We start from the raw sequence: 19,534 nt of genomic DNA on the forward strand, positions 1-19,534 counted from the left end.
TTAAAGACTAAATGAAATGCGAATCACTTTTGCGATCATACTTTCACTAATCTATTTAAGCGCCTATGCCCAGTTTAAAACGGGTGCTAAAGTCAATTACGACCGTGAGCTGCGTTATTCGCCTAATGCCAATGGCGGTTTTGAAATAGTAAATGGCGATAAGCGTTTTAACAAAGCCCTTTACGGAGGTCATTCCGCTTTTAGGATAGAAACAAGTGATATGCCTGAGTTTGGCTTTTTTATGCCCAACGAAGGCGGTAATCTTCAAATAGGATTAATTCAACGAGATAAAAGCTTATGGTTGAATGATGCTTCAAAGATTAAAAGTACTTATTATCCGGGTTGCAGAGTTTACGAGATACAGGATGATTTTTTGGTCAATGGATTAATTATAATATCCGTTTTAGCAATGGCTGAGATGGATGGTATGATCATGAAGATTGAAACCGAAAACGTTCCGAAAGAAACAGAGCTGCTGATCATGTTTGGAGGTGCTACCAATCGTCGTTTTTCACGCAATGGCGATCTGGGCGTGGATAAAACCGATTGCTTTGAATTGCAGCCGGATAAATGTTTGAACAACGAATATGAGATTAGTAACAATCAATTTATTCTGAATTATGGACAAAAAACAAAGCATCCGCGAATTATAGAAGGATGTTTTTCGTCTGATTCTCATCTTAAATTAAGCTCTCCTAATCATACAGAAACCCCTATTAAAGTATGGAACTCAAAGCCAATAGATAATAAACCGATATTAACAGCCAGGTTTTCAATTGCTAAAAATAAAGAGGAGTTTGTTCTTATTAAACGAAAAGATGAAACAGATCTTAATGATATAGATTTGAAAGATACTTATGCTCAAGCTGATGCTTATCGAAAAAGTATCGCAAATACCATAAAGATATCCATACCTGATGAGTACATGAATCCTTTAGGGGCATTGGTAAGTACTGCCGCAGATGCCATTTGGGACGATTGTTGGATGCATGGAGCCATTGGCTGGCGGATGCCCTTAAATGGATGGAGAGCTGGTTATGTAGGTGATTGTGTGGGGTGGCACGATAAGGCACGTGAGCATTTTAATAATTATGCTAATTCACAAGTAACCAATGTGCAACCTACAATTCCTCATCCGGCACAGGATACAGCAAGGAATTTTGCCCGTGCTGCAAAAATATGGGGAACTCAGATGTATAGCAATGGATATATTTGTCGTAATCCGAATCAAACAGGCAAAATGCATCACTACGATATGAATCAATGTTATGTTGATGAGTTGTTGTGGCATTTAAAGTGGACAGGCGATTGGGATTATGCCAAAGAGATATGGCCGCTTGTTAAAAGGCACCTAGAGTGGGAAAAGAGAAATTACGATCCTAACAATGATGGTTTGTATGATGCCTATGCAAGCATTTGGGCCAGCGATGCTTTGTATTATAACAGTGGTGCGGTAACGCATGCTTCTGCTTATAATTACAGAGCCAATAAAATGGTAGCCATAATTGCTGAAAAGATAGGAGAAGATCCACTTCCTTACCAGCAGGAGGTAAATAAAATACTAAATGCCATAAACGATAGGCTATGGCTTTCTGATAAAGGCAGATGGTCTGAATTCATCGATTTGATGGGCCATCAGAATATACATCCTGATCCAGCCATTTGGACGGTTTATCATGCTATTGATTCGGAGGTTCATGATATTTTTCAGGCTTACCAGGCAACCCGTTATATTGATACAGAAATTCCGCATATTCCGTTGAAAGCCGATGGTTTAAACGATGGAATTAAGTACGAGACAATTTCTACCACGCATTGGTTCCCATATTCCTGGTCGATAAATAATGTGGCATTTGCCGAAGTGGCACATACAGCATTGGCTTACTGGCAAACAGGTCGATACGATAAAGCCTTTACGTTATTTAAAAGTGCGGTATTGGATGGAATGTACATGGGTGCAAGTCCTGGAAATATTGGTCAGATAAGTTATTACGATAAGGCAAGAGGCGAATGTTATCGCGATTTTGGTGATCCGGTAGGGATGTATTCAAGAGCATTGGTTCAAGGTCTGTTTGGGATAAATCCCGATTTACTCAATAATCGTCTGGAGCTTCGTCCGGGTTTTCCATCGGATTGGGAGAGTGCCAATATTGAAACTTCAGATATTGCTTTTAGCTATCAAAGAGTAAATAATGTATCTACTTACATCATAAAAAATAAATGGGATAAAACTATTAAGCTGGATTTGAAAATACCTGCCTTTCGGGATCAAATTAGTGAAGTTAGGGCTAATGATGAGATAGCTTCGTGGACTATTGAGGAAAATATTGGTAATCCTTTGATTAAAATAAATACTGGTCTATTGGATAGTGTTGTGATTCAGGTGAAATGGAGTGGAGATGAATTTAAAAAGTCACGATATTCAGGGATAGGTGTAAAAGGGGATGCCTGGACTCTTACATCAGAAAATAAGGTTGAGGAAGTGTATGACCCTCAAAATGTGTTATCTGATTTGAATATTACTGATGATGCAATTCAGGCTGTACTAAATGGTGAATTGGGGAATAGAACAGCCTTTGTCAAAATGCAGCAAGGACAAATGTATTGGTGGGAACCCATTGAAATAGAAATGCAGGAACCCTTTACAATTTCTTCTGATTCTGAATCTGATACTATTGTTTTTACAATAAAAAATAACCGAAATACTGATTTTAGAGGAGAGGTGACTATAAATAATGGAAAGCATCAATTTTCACTAACTCTTAGAGCAGGAGAAGAATCAAATAAAATTGAATTTCCGCATTATGCTGCCGTGTTTGGGTCTAATCTAGTTCAGATATATAAAGATGATAATTGTATTTATAAGGATAAGATTGTCAATTGGAATATCAGAAATACAGATGCCAAGTATAAAACCATAAACCTGAAAGAGTTTTATAATGCATCGATAACCGATATTTTCGACAATCAATATTTATCTCCTAGGTCGCCTTATACCACCTTACAAATACCTACACAGGGAATTGGTGAATGGTGTCATCCAACATTAACAGCTAATATTGATGATAGTGGATTAAGAGCATTGGCTAAGAAAGACCAGCTCCAAACTCCGTTTAATGTTCCTTTTTCAACGGTTGGTACTAAGGATGATAAGAATATCATCTACACCACACTTTGGGATAATTACCCGGATAGTGTTGTTGTTCCTTTGCAAGGTTCAGCTTCGCATGCTTATTTAATGATGGGCGGAAGTACCAATCACATGCAATGTCATATTCCAAATGGCTTAATTAGAATAAATTATTTTGATGGCACTTATGAAGAATTAAAGTTGGTGAATCCTGATAATTGGTTGCCTATTGAGCAGGATTTATTTGTGGATGATTATGCTTTCAAGTTAGATCGTCCTGCACCTTACCGAATTGCATTAAAAAGCGGGATCATCAGTCGCGACTTAGATACAGCTCTCAATATAAACCCCACAGAAGTATACGGAAGAACAATTGATGGAGGTGCAGGGATATTTGTAGATCTTCCACTGGATTCAAACAAAAAATTAAAGAATATAACGCTGGAAACTCTTGCCAACGATGTGGTAATAGGTTTGATGAGTTTAACTCTTATGAAATAAATGAACATGAAATACATAAGTCTTTTCTTTTTATTGATAATTACGATATCCACCTTAGCACAGAAAACAGCAATTCGTTTTGCTGAATCGGAGATGCAGCGATTTCCTGAAGCCTGGCAACTCGATCATGGTAAACGGTTGTACTTTGGTTATTCACAAGGTTTGGGTTGTTTGGCTATGCTAAAAATGTGGAAGCAGACGAATGATACTATGTATCTTGACTATGTGGTTGACTGGGCCGATACATTAATTAACGACCAGGGAGAAATACATAAGTACAAAGTTGAAACATACAATATTGATTATATCAATTCAGGCAAGGTGCTTTTTGATGTTTATAAGCAGACGGGTAATAAGAAATATAAACTGGCCATGGATCGATTGATTAAACAACTCAGTATGCATCCACGAACCACAGAAGGAGCGTTTTGGCACAAGCTTATTTATCAGCATCAGCTTTGGTTAGATGGTTTGTATATGGGAGCTCCTTTTATGGCCCAGTATGCGGTAACTTTTGATAAACCAGAATTAATGGATGACGCCATTAATCAGTTTATAGTTTGTGCCAGGCATACATATGATGAAAAAACAGGCTTGTATTATCATGGCTGGGATGAAAGCAAAAATCAGCAATGGGCAGATAAAGTAACAGGTCAATCGCCTAATTTTTGGGGCCGTAGCATAGGCTGGTGGTTTATGGCTTTGGTTGATGTATTGGATTTCGTTCCGGAAGATCATCCGCAAAGAACTGAACTAATTAATATGGTTAAAGGCCTGGTTGAAACCTTGCCAGAATATCAGGATGATACCGGTTTGTGGTATCAAGTGATAGATCAGGGAGGTAGAGAAAGTAACTATCTGGAAGCGTCAGTATCATCAATGTTTATGTACAGTATAGCTAAAGCGGTAAACAAAAAATACGTTAATAAAAAGTATCGAAAAATTGCTCTTAGAGCTTATGAAGGATTAATGAAAAATCTGATTGTTGAAAATGAAGATGGTACTTTAACTTTAACTCAATGTTGTGCAGTAGCAGGCTTGGGTGGAAAACCATACCGTGATGGCAGTTATGAATATTACATCAACGAAAGAATAAGAGAAAACGACAGTAAAGCAACCGGACCATTTATTATGGGCTGTTTAGAATTGGGGAAATAACAGAAAAAAATCAGTCATGAAATTTTTAGGAACGCTAGTTTTTTGCCTGCTACTCGTAGGTTGTTCAATTAATAAGCAAGAGGAAGAGAATGGTTATAAATATCTGTATGAGAACTTGCCTTTTGAAATGCAGGAGGTGAAAAAGCCTCAGATTCCTGAACGGGAATTTAACCTTTCAGATTATGGTGCAAAAGGAGATGGCGAATTCAAAAATACAGTGGCATTTAAAAAAGCAATTGAAGCGCTTAACGAAAACGGTGGTGGAACTTTGGTTGTTCCTCAAGGCATATGGCTGACAGGACCGATTGAAATGGTAAGCAATATGAACCTTCATCTCCAAAAAGGTGCACTAATTGTTTTTAGTCGCGATTTTGATGATTATCCTATTGTTGAAACCAGTTTTGAAGGTCTGGATACTCGTCGATGTCAGTCGCCTCTATCGGGACGAAATTTGAAAAATATTGCCATAACAGGTCCCGGAAGTATTGATGGTTCTGGCGATGCCTGGCGCCCCGTGAAAAAGCAAAAGGTTACAGCAAAGCATTGGAAACAGATTACTTCCAAAGGCGGTGCTTTTAAGCGCGATGATTATTGGTTTCCAAGCGTAGGTGCGCTAAAAGGTGATGCGTTAAGTAATATGAATGTACCACAGAATTTACACACAGAAGCAGAATGGATGGAGATAAGAGATTTTCTGCGCCCTGTGATGGTGAGCTTAATAGAATGTGAGAATGTGCTTTTGCAAGATGCCTGTTTTTCAAATTCGCCAAGTTGGAATATTCATCCTCTGATGTGTACAAATGTAATCATTGATAATATTACAGTGCGTAACCCTTCTTATGCCCAAAATGGTGATGGATTGGATTTAGAATCATGTAAAAATGTAATAATTGTAAATAGTCAGTTTGATGTGGGTGATGACGGAATCTGCATTAAATCAGGTAAGGATGAAGATGGTCGCCGTCGTGGTCGTCCAACGGAAAATGTAATTGTTGAGAATTGCGTTGTTTATAAAGGTCACGGTGGATTTGTTGTCGGAAGCGAGATGTCGGGCGGTGTTAAAAATATAAAAGTAAGTAATTGTTCTTTTCTGGGAACCGATGTGGGTTTACGCTTTAAAAGCCGGCGAGGCCGTGGTGGAGTAGTTGAGAATATTTATGTCTCAGATATTACCATGCAGGACATTGTAACAGATGCATTGTCCTTTAATTTATACTATGGCGGGCGTTCGGCTTCCGAAGAGTTGAGTAAAGGAGGAAAAATGATTGCAAAAACGAATATTCCGAAGGTGACTGAAGAGACGCCTTGCTTTAGAAATTTGTACTTTAATAATATTGTATCTAAAGATTCTCGCAGAGCCATGTATTTTAATGGCTTGCCCGAATTGAAGATCAGTGGAATTCATATCGAAAATGCCGTAATGTCGGCTAAAATTGGAGCACAGTTTTGTGAAGCTGAGAATATTACTTTAAATAATGTAGCTATTTATCCTCAATCAGGAGCAGCTGTTCAAATTGAGAATGTGTCAGATATTGAATTTACGGATGTAAGATTTGCAAACTATCTGGAATATGGCTTGGAAGTGCTTGGAGCCTTTAATAACTATAAGGATCTGACTAATAGTTTTAAGGATAAGGTATTAATTAGTGAATAACCGAAGCTAAAGGGTAAAACATTAAAAAAGCCATCTCAAAAGGATGGCTTTTTTATATGGTTTAATTTTCTTTTAGCTGAAATTCCATTACTGTTTTACCTTCTTTCGTAAAGAGTAGTGTTTTTCCTTTGATTGAATAAACAACTTCACCTGTTAGAATCTGAAAAAATTCCACCTCAGGCACTCCATCGCAATACATTTTGGTAGACATAAGTGGTCCGAATTCAATGGCGTCTTCTTTTATTGTGATATTACCTCCAAAAGAGTTACAACCACTGTTACCACCTATCTTACTTTCGGCTTTATTGATGGTTATATGTGGTGTTTTTTGATTAAAACCAGCCTCTTCAATGGTTTGTCCTTGAAATAAGGTCATTTCCCATTGATTATCTTCTGTAAAAAGTTCCGATGCACTTTGTGTATTCTTTTGCATTGTTTTACAGCTTGTCATAATAAATACTGAAAGAACTGCTAAAAATAAATTCTTCATAATCCTGTCAATTTAGATTGTTTGGCTAAATTAGGCATAAAAATCATGCCAAAATTAACGTATAGATAAATAAATCAGTTTATGGATTCAATAGATATTAAAGTAGGAACAAGAGTGGAGCATCCCAGATATGGTGAAGGAATCATTGCTAAAATTACACTGGGTGCTTATGTTGTTTATTTCGAGCAGGGTGGTAAAATGGAAATTCCTAAAACAAGCGATAACTTAACTATTATTGAAAGTCCGGAAGAAGGAAAAGGTGAGACCGTTACTGCCAGAGACCTGCGTAAAGCCATTGCTTCGGTTTTAGATGAGTATGGAACTCTTCCTTCGGAGGTTGAATTGGGTAATAAGTGGATTGGTGGAAAAATGATTCTTCAACCAGCGGATGAATCGCTTCAGGCTAAAGAAATTCCAATGGAAACCTTCTTTAAAAAGATAGTGATGTTGCGTGATCGATTGCGCGTACTGGAACAGAATATTAATTCATCATCCAGTTTAAATGATGAAGAAAAAGTACATATCCAACAATATATAACAAGAGCCTATGGTAGCTTAACTACTTTTAATGTGCTTTTTGCTGAGAAGGAAGATTATTTTGTGGGGAGTAGCAAAAAATAAATAGTACTAAATGGCGTGAAGAAGCGAATTAAAAGGCGGTGTTAACATCATTTAATACAAGTTGGATGACAACGAGAGCAATTAAGCTCTACTTTTGTAATCTAACTTAAACAAAATGATCAAAATCTTTAAACCCAAATTCTTCACGCTATTGCAGTCGGGTTTGGTCAAGCAGAATCTTTCTAAAGATATTCTGTCTGGAGTTGTTGTAGGTATTGTTGCCTTGCCATTGGCTATTGCGTTTGCAGTAGCATCGGGTGTATCTCCCGAAAAAGGATTAATTACGGCTGTTGTAGCTGGTTTTATTATCTCACTTTTGGGAGGAAGCAGAGTGCAGATAGGGGGACCAACAGGTGCCTTTATTGTAATTGTATACGGAATACTTGAGCAGTACGGTATTGATGGATTGATTATCTCAACTATTTTAGCCGGTTTTATATTGGTAGCTTTTGGACTGCTGAAGTTGGGTTCACTGTTAAAATTCTTTCCGCATCCATTAATTGTTGGTTTTACCAGTGGTATTGCATTGGTAATTTTTTCTACTCAAATAAAAGATGCCCTGGGTTTACCTATCGAAAAAGTACCATCCGTTTTTCATGAAAAATGGTTATTGTATTTCAGCGAGCTGTCAAATGTAAATTGGATAGCTTTCACTATAACCATCGTAACCATCCTTATTACTGTCTTTTCTAAAAAGATAACCAATCGTATTCCGGGATCGTTTTTGGCAATCGTAATAATTACACCCCTTGTTTATTTCTTTGATATAGATGTGTCAACCATCGAAACATTCTTTGGAAATATTCCTAACAGAATAAGCTTTAGTTTACCGTCTATTCAGTTATCGGAAATACAGAACTATTTGGCACCTGCTTTGACAATTGCTTTGTTGGGAGGAATAGAGTCTTTGTTATCTGCGGTGGTTTCAGACGGCATGATCGGAGGTAAGCACCGGTCAAATACCGAGTTGATTGCTCAGGGAATAGCCAATATTGTTACACCTTTCTTTGGTGGAATTCCTGCCACTGGAGCCATTGCTCGTACAGCAACTAATGTTAAGAATGGTGGAAGAACGCCGTTGGCCGGTATGATACATGCAGTTACTTTACTTTTGATAATGTTATTTCTTGGGCCAATGGCCAAATTAATACCTATGTCTTGCTTGGCCGGTATTCTAATTGTTGTTTCTTATAATATGAGCGAATGGAGATCGTTTGTGGCTATTTTAAAAGGAAGTTATTTTGATATTCTCATTTTGCTTTCAACCTTCTTTATCACTGTATTTTTTGATCTAACGCTGGCAATCGAAGTAGGGGTGGTGCTTTCTGCAATATTATTTATGAAACGCATGTCTGATATTAGCGAAAAGCGTATTGATAATTTAGTGGACAACGATATAATTGATGATTACTCAAGTCTTCCTAAGGAGTTGAATATTTATGAAATCAGTGGGCCGTTATTTTTTGCCTCAGCCAGAAGATATTCTGAATTGTTAGAGTCAATTGGTTTGAAAAGTAAAGTCCTGATTATCCGTATGCGTCATGTTTCGTTTATTGATGATACGGGATTGCACAACCTTAAAGACACCATTCAGATTTTAAAGAAAGAAGGTGTTAAAGTGATTCTTTCAGGTATTAATGCTGAAGTAAAAGAAGATTTAAGAAAGTTAGATCTTGTTGATCTGGTTTCGGAAGAATATATATTAGATAATTTTAACGACGCCATGCAAAAAGCCTGCACATTGGTTCCTTGTAATTAATAAACTTGGTTTGACGTAAAATTGAGACTAACTCAAGAATGGTAAAGGGAATATCTACAGATTGATTTTAAGAACTTTCTGTTTATTGTTGATAACTTCCTTCAGGCTGAATTGGCTGGCCTGATCGGAAATTATATATTTGTTGGCGCAGAATAAGAGCAGAATGGAATATATTGTTTCGGCACGAAAATACAGACCCGCGACATTTAAGTCGGTTGTAGGACAGGGAAATATAACTACAACGCTAAAGAATGCTATAAAAAGCAATCATTTGGCGCATGCGTACCTTTTTTGTGGTTCGCGTGGAGTAGGTAAAACAACTTGTGCCCGTATTTTTGCCAAAACAATCAATTGTGCCAATGTAAGCGAAGATTTTGAGGCTTGTAATGAGTGTGAATCGTGTAAATCGTTTAACGAAAATCGATCATACAATATTCATGAGCTGGATGCTGCCAGTAATAACTCGGTAGATGATATTCGTAGCCTTATTGATAAAGTGCGCGTTCCGCCTCAGTTAGGTTCTTATTCGGTATATATCATTGATGAGGTTCATATGTTGTCTCAGGCGGCATTTAATGCCTTCCTGAAAACACTTGAAGAACCGCCTCGCCATGCTATTTTTGTGTTGGCAACAACTGAAAAACATAAGATTCTACCTACCATTCTTTCACGTTGTCAGATATTTGATTTTAACCGAATCACCATTGCTGATGCTGTTGGTCATTTGAAATATGTTGCCGAAAGTGAAGGAGTAAAAGTTGAAGAAGAAGGGTTAGCTGTTGTTGCACAAAAGGCTGATGGAGCCATGCGTGATGCGCTTTCGATATTTGATCAGATTGTTGCTTTTTCAGGAAAAGAAATCACATATCAGCAAGTAATAGAGAATCTTAATGTTTTAGATTACGATTATTACTTTAAGTTGGTGGATGCTTTTCTGGCCGAAGATTATAAGCAGGCTTTATTGATTTTTAATGATATTCTTTTAAAAGGATTCGATGCTCAGCATTTTATGGCAGGACTAAATAGTCATTTTCGTGATTTGCTGATGTGTAAAGATCAGTCAACAGCTGCGTTGATGGAAATAGGAGATTCCGCTAAAGAGAAGTATGTAAAACAAGCTGCTTCATGCGATATTGATTTCTTATACTATGCTTTAAAAGTAATTAACGAAAGCGAACAGCAATATAAAGCTGCAAAAAATAAACGTCTTCATCTTGAATTTGCTCTGATACGTCTTTCACGTATCGAAACCGAAAAAAAAAAGAGGAATTCATAGATGATATTCCAATAATTACAGTTGGTTCTGCAAAGCCAACTCCAAAGCCGCAAGCTAAAGCGACGCCTAAATCACCTCAAAGTAATATTAAGATACCGGCTTCTCCCACATCAGCCAGTTCTCAGGGTGCAGGAACAGGATTGCGTTCTATGTCGCTTAAAAACTTAGCTAAAAAGGTTCAACAAACCCCTGCTTCAAGTTCTTCTTTAAAGGTTGAGGAGCCTCAGGAGGAACCTATTGATATGTCGTGGAATGAATTAATTACCCAGGAAGGTATTGATGAAGCATGGCGAAAATATTGCATGGCGGTTAAAAGCAGTAACCCACGTCTTTATAGTATTGTTGATAATCACAAACCCAATTTAGTGGGTGAGCGAAAGTTGCTTATTAAATTAAAAAATAAGCTTCAAGAGACCGAATTGCAGAAGGAAAAAAGTGCAATGTCGGGATATTTAAAGCGCGCATTGAAAAACGCACGTCTTGAATTGGAATTTGAAATTTCGTTTGATGAAAGTGATGCGCCAAAAAGAGCTTATACTGTGGCTGATAAGTTTAAACTGATGTTGGAAAAAAATCCTGATTTGATAAAATTCAAACAAGAATTTGGTTTGGATTTAGAGTAACTCAATTGACAAAATATAATTCAAGACTGAAAAAAGATCTTTTTAATGTATTTATTCATTTAAAATCATGTGTTTTATTGAATAGATGCTTTAGTTTTGTTTGAATTTAAGATTGAATAATTAATAAATTAAAATACTCTAAAACAGTAGATACATCTTAAGTGTTAAACTTATCATGCATCAAAAAAAGATAAAATCGAAATGGGAACACAAAAATCAAAAATTATCTACACAAAAACTGATGAAGCACCAGCTTTAGCAACGTATTCTTTGTTGCCTATTGTTGAAGCGTATACTAAATCATCAGGTGTAGAAGTTGAAACCAGGGATATTTCGCTAGCTGGCCGTATTATTGCTCATTTTCCTGAATACTTGAAAGAAGATCAGCGTATTGGCGATGCCTTAGCTGAATTGGGTGAATTGGCAAAGACTCCGGAAGCTAATATTATAAAACTACCAAATATAAGTGCATCTATTCCGCAGTTGCAGGCTGCCATTAAAGAATTACAGGCAAAAGGTTATAATTTACCTAACTATCCCGAAGAGCCTAAAACAGACGAAGAAAAAGCTGTTAGAGCTCAGTATGATAAGGTGAAGGGAAGTGCGGTAAATCCTGTTTTGCGTGAAGGAAACTCAGACCGTCGTGCTCCAAAAGCGGTTAAGAATTACGCTAAAAAGCATCCACATTCAATGGGTGCCTGGTCAGCTGATTCTAAGTCAAAGGTAATGAGTATGACTGAAGGTGATTTTTATGGAAGCGAAAAATCATTAACTGTTGATGGTGCATGTGATGTTAAAGTTGAATTGCATTCATCAAACGGAACGGTAGCTGTATTAAAAGAAAAGATTTCGTTATTGGCTGATGAGATAATCGATTCTGCTGTTATGAGCAAAAACGCATTAAGATCCTTCCTTTCTGATGCTATTGCAGAAGCTGAAAAGCTGGATGTTTTATTTTCAGTGCACTTGAAAGCTACCATGATGAAGGTTTCAGACCCAATCATTTTTGGTCAGGTAGTGGAAGTGTTCTTCGAAGATGTTTTTGCTAAATACGGAGATAAGTTTGAGCAGTTGGGAATTACAGCTAATAACGGTTTAGGTGATTTATTTGCAAAGATTCAGAATTTACCTGAAGTTGAACGTACCGAAATTGAAGTTGCTATTAAAGAAGTATACACTAAGCGTCCTGATATGGCAATGGTTAATTCTGATAAAGGAATTACCAATCTTCATGTACCTAGTGATGTAATTATTGATGCTTCAATGCCTGCTGCTATTCGTACATCAGGTCAGATGTGGGGACCGGACGGAAATCAGAAAGATACTCTTTATGTAATTCCAGACAGGTCATATGCTTCAGTTTACCAGGAAGTGATCGATTTCTGTAAGGTAAATGGCGCCTTTAATCCCTCAACAATGGGTAGTGTGTCAAATGTTGGTTTGATGGCTCAAAAGGCAGAAGAATACGGTTCGCACGATAAAACTTTCCAGATTGCAGAATCGGGTGTAGTAAAAGTATTTGACAACAACGGATCGGTTGTGATGGAGCAAGTTGTTGAAGAAGGCGACATTTTCCGTATGTGTCAGGTAAAAGATTTACCAATTCAGGATTGGGTGAAATTGGCTGTTAACAGAGCAAAAGCAACAGGTGTTCCTGCTGTATTTTGGTTAGACGAAAACAGAGCTCATGATGTTGAAATAATCAAAAAGGTTAAAAGTTATTTGGCCGATCATAATACAGATGGCTTAGAGATTTTAATTAAATCACCGTATGAAGCCACTAAGTTTTCATTGGAAAGAATCAAACAAGGTTTAGATACTATTTCGGTAACAGGTAATGTATTGCGCGATTATCTTACTGATTTATTCCCTATTTTAGAGGTAGGTACCAGTGCAAAGATGTTGTCGATTGTACCATTAATGAACGGTGGTGGATTGTTTGAGACAGGTGCAGGTGGTTCGGCACCTAAGCATGTGCAGCAATTTGAACAAGAGAATCACTTACGCTGGGATTCATTAGGTGAATTTTTGGCTTTAGCTGTTTCATTAGAACATTTAAGTAAGGTAAATGATAATGCTAAATCTCAAATACTTGCTGAAACTTTAGATGAGGCAACAGGTAAGGTGTTAGATAACAGAAAATCTCCTTCGCGTAAAGTAAACGAATTGGATAATCGTGGTAGTCATTTTTATTTGGCTATGTATTGGGCTGAAGCTTTAGCTAATCAAACAAAAGATGAAGAGCTGAAAAAATCCTTTGAGTCAATTGCTAAAGAATTAGCAGCTAACGAGAGTAAGATTGTTGAAGAATTAAATTCAGTTCAGGGGCAGTCAATGGATATTGGTGGATATTACCAACCTGTGTTTGACTTAGCTTCTAAGGCTATGAGACCAAGTGAAACATTTAATTCAATTTTGGCAAAGCTATAGGATAAAAGAATTTACCAAATACTTAAAAAGCCGGCTTAATATGAATTAAGTCGGCTTTTGCATTTTTAATTGTCCTATTTATTTCGGTTAAGCTTTTTTAATGGCTAATCTTAAAAGCTTAATCTTTCATGCAGAGTTAAAAAAAGGTGACACATGGCCACCTTTCAGATTTTTTCTAGTTATTTGGATAATATCCTATCAATGCATCTTCGGCATATAATTCAATTTGATTTGATGCTTCCTGAACCTGAAATTTAAATCCCGGATTGTGCTTGGCTATAAATTGATGCAATCTTTTAAGCAATTGCGATGTGTGATTTTGCTTTCTTGTTGAAAGATAGTTATCAAGCGCAAGTAAAAAGGAAATCTGGCTCTTCTTAGCAACTGGTGTTATATACAAATTCATAAGCTTCCCTTTTTTAGTTTTTAATTAATTTGTTTTGTCTTTATACTGCCTAATTTTAAATAGGTTATAAAAAAACAAACAAATTTCGTTCCATTTTATATTTTTTTTGATTAATAACAAATTTTTAGATTAGGAATTATTGCTTTAATTATTATGTATCAATTGTTTGAAAAAATATTTTAAATCCTTAATATTGATAAAAGAATTGTTCTAAATAACTTTTAAGTATGTATCTCAAGCCCAAAATCTTCCATTTTGTCATCATTTTTACCTTTTTAGCCAGTGCAATTATCGCTCAGCAGAAAGAAATTGAAATAGCCAAACTCTTTAAAGGATCGAAAGGCTGTTTTGTTATCTCAAAGTTTGATAATTCTGAACACTATTACTTCAATAAGGAGCAATGTTTACAGCGTTATTCGCCATGCTCAACTTTTAAAGTGCCAAACTCGTTAATTGCTTTGCAGACGGGTGTGGCAATAGATACCAATTTTGTTATAAAATGGGATAGTATTCGTAATCCTCATGAAGCCTGGATGGATAAGCAAGCTCCATTTAAATTTTGGTGTCAGGATCAAACGATGCAATCGGCTTTGAAGTATTCTGTCGTTTGGTACTATCAGGAGATAGCCAGAAGAGTTGGCGAAAGCCAAATGCAATCAGCTATTAATGATTTAAACTATGGAAATAAAGATATTTCTAGTGCATTAGATCGATTTTGGTTGTGCGGATCAATGCGTATATCAGCAGTTGAGCAAACTCAATTCCTTAGAAAGCTTTATAACGAAAAGCTGACAGGTTTTTCAAAAGAGAATATTAAAAAGGTAAAGGCCATAATGCTATATGAGAAAGGTGAAAACTATACATTGTATGGCAAAACGGGTGGAGGTAAGTGTTGGCCTGATCAGGTTATTGGCTGGTATGTAGGTTTTGTTGAGACTCCGCGGGGACCCTATGTGTTTGCAATGAATATGTTAGCTGATGAATTTAAAGAGTTTAATAATAACCGGAGAATTGAAGTTGTAAAACAAATACTTAAGATATTAGGCTATATTTAATTGATTAATAAACTAATTGAATACAGATTTGTTATAAAATAATTACAATCAATTTATGCAGAAATGAAGAAGTTTGCTATCGAAATTAAATGGGGGATTATTTTCTTTGCCATGACATTGTTATGGACTGTTTTTGAAAAGTTAATTGGCTTGCACGATGTGAATATTGATATGCATTCAACCATTACAAATTTCTTTGCTATACCAGCCGTCCTAATCTTTATTTTAGCCTTAATTGATAAAAGGAAAAAAGATTTCAATAACAAGATGACCTGGTTACAAGGTTTTGTAAGTGGTTTGATAGTTACTTTAGTTGTAGCATTGTTGACTCCTTTTGGACAGATTCTTACACATAAATTATTATCACCTCATTATTTCGAGAACATTATTGCTTATTCGGTAAAAATGGGAAATGCAACCCAGGTTGAAGCAGAAGGCTATTTTAATCTAACAAGCTATATTTATATAAGTGTGATGAGTGCTTTAATGATGGGTTTTTTAACATCCGCTGTGGTAGCCTTCTTTGTGAGAAAGAATTAGTTAGAGCTTAATTACTTATTTTTACTTTTTTGTCAACAAACACCAGTCGGTTTGGATCCATACTTTTTTCACCACTATATCGGTAAGCTGCTAATTTACCTCCATTGGCAACACAGGCATCAACGCAGCATATGTTTTTCTGCGGAATCATTCCTCCATTTCCAGCACAATAATGTCCAATAAAAACCAAAGGATCTTCTTCTGGATAGATATCATACTGGGTAATTAACTCGTTGGGAATAGTGTATTTGGGTAGCGAAAATTTGTTTCCATAGCTCAAGCTGTCAAATGTATGTCCATGAGGTTCTACCCACCATTTAACCCGGAAATTGGTTCGTGCAATATTGTTTGAATCTTTAATAACCAAATCTTTAGGTAGGTTTATTTCAACTCCTTTAATGGTTTGAAGAAAAGGAGTGTAAAGTGAACTTTCTTTTCGTGTGGCATCCCTGAGAAATTTCTTTCTTAGTCGGCCATTTTCATACATTCGGCTTACCTTTTTTATGTGATTATCATTCCAATAGGCATGAACCACCCTTATTTTCCCTAAATTTAGAAATAAAGGCAAAGTACGCATCCACTTGATATCAGCTTGTAATTCTTCGTAATTGTTTTTGTATTCCGCAAAGAAGCTATCTAGTAATTTGCGGTTATTGTTTCGTGGAGTTTTTATCGGACGTCCGTCACTTCTCTTGGTAAAGTAGGTGATAGCGTTAATTTCGTGATTTCCTAAAATAGCATAACCAGAGCCATTACTCACCATAGCTCTAATGGCCTGAATCACCTTCAGGCTGTTTGGGCCACGATTAATGAAATCGCCAACAAAAACAGCTTTTCTTTCAGGGTGTTCCCAAAAACCATTGTCTCTGGAATATCCCATTCTTTTTAAAAGCATTTTCAATTCACTATAATGCCCGTGAACATCTCCAATAATGTCATAACCACCTTTTTGAGAGTAGTTATTATTGTCGTTGATATCTTTTACCTCTATGTTATCCCTAAAATTCACAATTCAAAAATAAATAATCTGAATAATGCGCAAAATAAAAATTGATGAAGTATATTCAAAAATCATTCGTAAATTAAGATTCATTTGATATTAATTTTACTTTTTTAAAACACTACAGATAGTTATTCTTTATAGAAATAAACATAAAAAAGTTGAGAGTATGAGAAATATACGCTGGGGTATTATTGGTTGCGGAGATGTAACTGAGCTTAAAAGCGGACCAGCATTTAGCAAGGTTGAAGGAAGTAAATTGCAAATAGTCATGCGTCGCGATTTATTGAAAGTGCAGGATTATGCGAATAGACATAATGTACCTGAATGGACCATTAATGCTGATGCTCTTATAAATAATAATGATGTGGATGCTATTTATGTAGCTACCCCGCCTGGAAGTCATGCTGAATATGCTATTAAAGCTATGAAAGCAGGAAAACCTGTGTATGTTGAGAAGCCAATGGGTGCTACTTATGAGCAATGTCTTGAGATGATAAAAGTATCGGAAGAAACGAGGGTGCCATTGTTTGTAGCCTATTACCGAAGATCATTGCCTGGATTTTTAAAGGTTAAAGAGTTGATAGATAATGGTGAGATAGGTAAACCATTGTATGTAAATATTCGATTGACGCGTCCGGCATTGGATTCCGAAGTTCAGGGAGGTGATTCTTTTTGGCGTTTAGATAAAGAGAAGGCTGGTGGCGGTATTTTTTATGATTTGGCCTCCCATCAGTTCGATTATTTAGATTATTTATTTGGACACATTGTGGAAGCAACAGGTTTAACTGCCAACAGGGGTGGGTATTATGCTGTTGAAGACACAGTAAGTGCATCGTTTCGTTTTGAAAATGGTGTTTTGGGCAATGGCTTATGGTCTTTTGTGACGAATGATCATGTTGATGAAGATAGGATGGAGATCGTAGGATCGGAAGGAAAAATTATATTCTCAGGTTTTAAGCATCATCCAATTATGATGTACAAAAATGGTGAAGAGTTTGAATTTCCTTATCTGAATCCTGAAAATATACAGTATAATTTAATCAAACAAGTAGTTGAACAACTGCAGGGTAAAGGTAACTGTGTAAGTACAGGGGTATCGGCGGCTCGTACAAATAAGGTTATGGAAATGATTGTGGGGAGGTAAATTCCCCACTTTTGTCTGTTTATAAAACTTTATTTAAAAAATCAGTCATGTATAAAACTGTTTCGTCAACCCAAGGGTGGAAAAGCCAGAATGGATGAACTTTGATATTGAATTTATATACTTCATGATAAACACCCCATTCTTTTAGCATGCCAATTAATTCATCCTGTCCGGCATGAAATCTCGAATATCCACTATTTAAAAAGAGTATGGGAACTGAGTTTTCGTTTGCCCAGTAAATTGAAGAGGCTTCTTTCCATATTTCGGGTTTTTCGTAAAAACTACTACCAAACCATGAGATATCGGCTGAATTGGGTTTTCTTTTCAGGTTAAGTGATGAAGGGGCAAGAAAATTCAAAACACCATCAATATCCAATATGGCTTGAACATCACTTGAATACTCTAAATTGCCCATATTTCCTTCAAATTGATCAATACCATTGGTCATGCCAATTAATGCCGCTAATTGTCCGCCAGCTGAACATCCTGAGATAGCAATTTTATCCGGATTGATATTGTATTTTTCAGCATTGGCCCGCACCCATCGAATGGCAGCCTTAATATTATGTACTGCTGCAGGGTACTGGGCTTCCAGCGATAATTGATATTCCACTGCAATAGTAACAAATCCTTGTTGGGCTATCATTTGTGCCATGGGAACCTGCATGTTTTTATTTCCTGATCGCCAACCTCCACCATGAACCATTATTAAAGCAGGGTAAAGTCCTTTTTTCTCTGGTTTAAATATATCAAGATGCAGGTCTCGTTTACCAAACGGAGTGTCGTTTAATGTCAGGTAAACAACATCCCTGTATTCGTCAACACCTTGTGGTAAGCTGTCTTTAGCTGCAAATGCATAAGGATATTTTTTTGCAAACTTGCGTTGTTCTCGCGGAATATTATAACTTGAATCTATAGGAATATTGGATTGGGCATTGATATATAAACCTATTGATATAAAGATGATTGTGTAGATTAATTTAGATCTTTTCATTAAGTATAGATTTATTTTCTTTAATTTTCTGCTAACAACTTTAATAATAACCCTAAAATGATAGTTATTGTAAAGCTTAAAAGGGTTCCTACCAGAATATATTCTGAAAATTGCCTTGATTTGGTTTCCTCTTTAGGATTAAGTCTGAGAATTGATTTTGCGGCAATTAAAAAGCCTATAGCAGAATAAATATTAGATAAAATAAAGGTTAAAACCAGAATGCGCTCAAGGTATCCAATCCATTTTCCGGCATTTGATAATCCTTCGGTTTCTGGATTTTTAGTCTCGAGTTGAGCACGCCATTTTGAAGTGAATTCTCTTATAAATATACCACATGGCCAGATAATAAATGCGTAGCCAAACAAGTAAATCCAGAATTTGTCTGCATTTGCCCAAATATCTGTCAAGTGAATATAATTCAATTCAGAAAACAGTAACAGCCAGATTATTATTAATGATATAATATGAAAAATCTGGTCTATAACAAATGTAGTTATAGTGCTTTTTCGGAAGTTTTTCCAAACATCAATTATAAGGTGAACAACAAAAATTAATGGAATTATCCACCACAAAAGCCATTGACCAATTAACATGTACGATAATACAGCTGTTAAAAATATGTGGAGATAAAAATAAAAGGATTTCAAACCTTTTTCTTGCCTGTTTTTAACCCACGAATCTCTTTGAATTACGAAATCTCCGATAAAATGAGCAAGTAGCAGTTTAAACAATATAATGATATGCATAAGT

The 19,534-nt window shown here is 36.2% G+C and carries 16 protein-coding genes; 11 read left to right on the forward strand and 5 right to left on the reverse strand.

What is annotated here, in order from left to right:
• Positions 1 to 16 precede the first annotated feature (16 nt).
• The 3 genes from KEM10_RS03900 to KEM10_RS03910 are packed head-to-tail and all read left to right on the forward strand — an operon-like array spanning position 17 to position 6,443.
• Positions 17 to 3,631 carry a DUF4450 domain-containing protein gene (locus KEM10_RS03900; protein ID WP_212213760.1) on the forward strand — a complete coding sequence of 1,205 codons (3,615 nt, stop codon included), beginning with the start codon at positions 17 to 19 and terminating at the stop codon, positions 3,629 to 3,631.
• Between the two features lie 6 nt (positions 3,632 to 3,637).
• Entirely contained in the window at positions 3,638 to 4,789 is a 1,152-nt protein-coding gene (locus tag KEM10_RS03905; RefSeq protein ID WP_212213761.1) for a glycoside hydrolase family 88/105 protein, read from the forward strand.
• A 16-nt stretch (positions 4,790 to 4,805) separates the two neighbouring features.
• Positions 4,806 to 6,443, forward strand: a complete 1,638-nt coding sequence (locus KEM10_RS03910) for a glycoside hydrolase family 28 protein (protein ID WP_212213762.1) — start codon at positions 4,806 to 4,808, stop codon at positions 6,441 to 6,443.
• A gap of 61 nt (positions 6,444 to 6,504) precedes the next feature.
• Here the strand turns inward: KEM10_RS03910 and KEM10_RS03915 are convergent, their stop codons facing one another.
• A complete protein-coding gene (locus tag KEM10_RS03915) occupies positions 6,505 to 6,933 on the reverse strand; it encodes an META domain-containing protein (RefSeq protein ID WP_212213764.1) in 429 nt (142 codons plus the stop codon).
• An 81-nt stretch (positions 6,934 to 7,014) separates the two neighbouring features.
• Between KEM10_RS03915 and KEM10_RS03920 the strand changes: the two genes are divergently transcribed.
• The 5 genes from KEM10_RS03920 to KEM10_RS03940 all read left to right on the forward strand — a co-directional run bounded on the left by KEM10_RS03920 (position 7,015) and on the right by KEM10_RS03940 (position 13,642).
• Positions 7,015 to 7,554: a hypothetical protein gene (locus tag KEM10_RS03920; protein ID WP_212213767.1), complete on the forward strand. Its 540-nt coding sequence runs from the start codon at positions 7,015 to 7,017 to the stop codon at positions 7,552 to 7,554.
• Between the two features lie 115 nt (positions 7,555 to 7,669).
• Entirely contained in the window at positions 7,670 to 9,313 is a 1,644-nt protein-coding gene (locus KEM10_RS03925; RefSeq protein WP_212213770.1) for a SulP family inorganic anion transporter, read from the forward strand.
• Between the two features lie 163 nt (positions 9,314 to 9,476).
• Positions 9,477 to 10,589 (forward strand): DNA polymerase III subunit gamma/tau, encoded by a 1,113-nt coding sequence (locus tag KEM10_RS03930; RefSeq protein WP_212213773.1) that lies wholly within the window; start codon positions 9,477 to 9,479, stop codon positions 10,587 to 10,589.
• 149 nt (positions 10,590 to 10,738) lie between these two features.
• The gene (locus KEM10_RS03935; protein ID WP_212213775.1) at positions 10,739 to 11,212 is read left to right on the forward strand and encodes a hypothetical protein; all 474 of its coding nucleotides are present in this window, start codon (positions 10,739 to 10,741) and stop codon (positions 11,210 to 11,212) included.
• A 201-nt stretch (positions 11,213 to 11,413) separates the two neighbouring features.
• Positions 11,414 to 13,642: an NADP-dependent isocitrate dehydrogenase gene (locus tag KEM10_RS03940; RefSeq protein ID WP_212213777.1), complete on the forward strand. Its 2,229-nt coding sequence runs from the start codon at positions 11,414 to 11,416 to the stop codon at positions 13,640 to 13,642.
• A 175-nt stretch (positions 13,643 to 13,817) separates the two neighbouring features.
• Here the strand turns inward: KEM10_RS03940 and KEM10_RS03945 are convergent, their stop codons facing one another.
• Positions 13,818 to 14,048, reverse strand: a complete 231-nt coding sequence (locus tag KEM10_RS03945) for a hypothetical protein (protein WP_212213780.1) — start codon at positions 14,046 to 14,048, stop codon at positions 13,818 to 13,820.
• A gap of 227 nt (positions 14,049 to 14,275) precedes the next feature.
• Here KEM10_RS03945 and KEM10_RS03950 point away from each other — a divergent pair, with 227 nt between their 5' ends.
• Positions 14,276 to 15,103 (forward strand): class D beta-lactamase, encoded by an 828-nt coding sequence (locus tag KEM10_RS03950; RefSeq protein WP_212213783.1) that lies wholly within the window; start codon positions 14,276 to 14,278, stop codon positions 15,101 to 15,103.
• Positions 15,104 to 15,166: 63 nt separating this feature from the next.
• Entirely contained in the window at positions 15,167 to 15,643 is a 477-nt protein-coding gene (locus KEM10_RS03955; protein ID WP_212213786.1) for a DUF4199 domain-containing protein, read from the forward strand.
• A gap of 7 nt (positions 15,644 to 15,650) precedes the next feature.
• Here the strand turns inward: KEM10_RS03955 and KEM10_RS03960 are convergent, their stop codons facing one another.
• Positions 15,651 to 16,652, reverse strand: coding sequence for a metallophosphoesterase (locus tag KEM10_RS03960; RefSeq protein WP_317196622.1), 1,002 nt, complete (start codon positions 16,650 to 16,652; stop codon positions 15,651 to 15,653).
• A 160-nt stretch (positions 16,653 to 16,812) separates the two neighbouring features.
• Here KEM10_RS03960 and KEM10_RS03965 point away from each other — a divergent pair, with 160 nt between their 5' ends.
• Complete coding sequence (locus KEM10_RS03965) at positions 16,813 to 17,790, forward strand: Gfo/Idh/MocA family protein (RefSeq protein ID WP_212213789.1); 978 nt, start codon at positions 16,813 to 16,815, stop codon at positions 17,788 to 17,790.
• 19 nt (positions 17,791 to 17,809) lie between these two features.
• Here KEM10_RS03965 and KEM10_RS03970 read toward each other — a convergent pair whose 3' ends face one another.
• Together KEM10_RS03970 and KEM10_RS03975 are read right to left on the reverse strand one after the other, a co-directional pair.
• On the reverse strand, positions 17,810 to 18,784 hold the full coding sequence (locus KEM10_RS03970; RefSeq protein WP_212213793.1) for an alpha/beta hydrolase: 975 nt from the start codon (positions 18,782 to 18,784) through the stop codon (positions 17,810 to 17,812).
• Positions 18,785 to 18,804: 20 nt separating this feature from the next.
• Complete coding sequence (locus KEM10_RS03975) at positions 18,805 to 19,530, reverse strand: DUF3307 domain-containing protein (protein ID WP_212213796.1); 726 nt, start codon at positions 19,528 to 19,530, stop codon at positions 18,805 to 18,807.
• Between the last annotated feature and the right edge of the window lie 4 nt (positions 19,531 to 19,534).

It is taken from the genome of Carboxylicivirga linearis (genome assembly GCF_018271995.1).
Lineage (GTDB): Bacteria > Bacteroidota > Bacteroidia > Bacteroidales > Marinilabiliaceae > Carboxylicivirga > Carboxylicivirga linearis.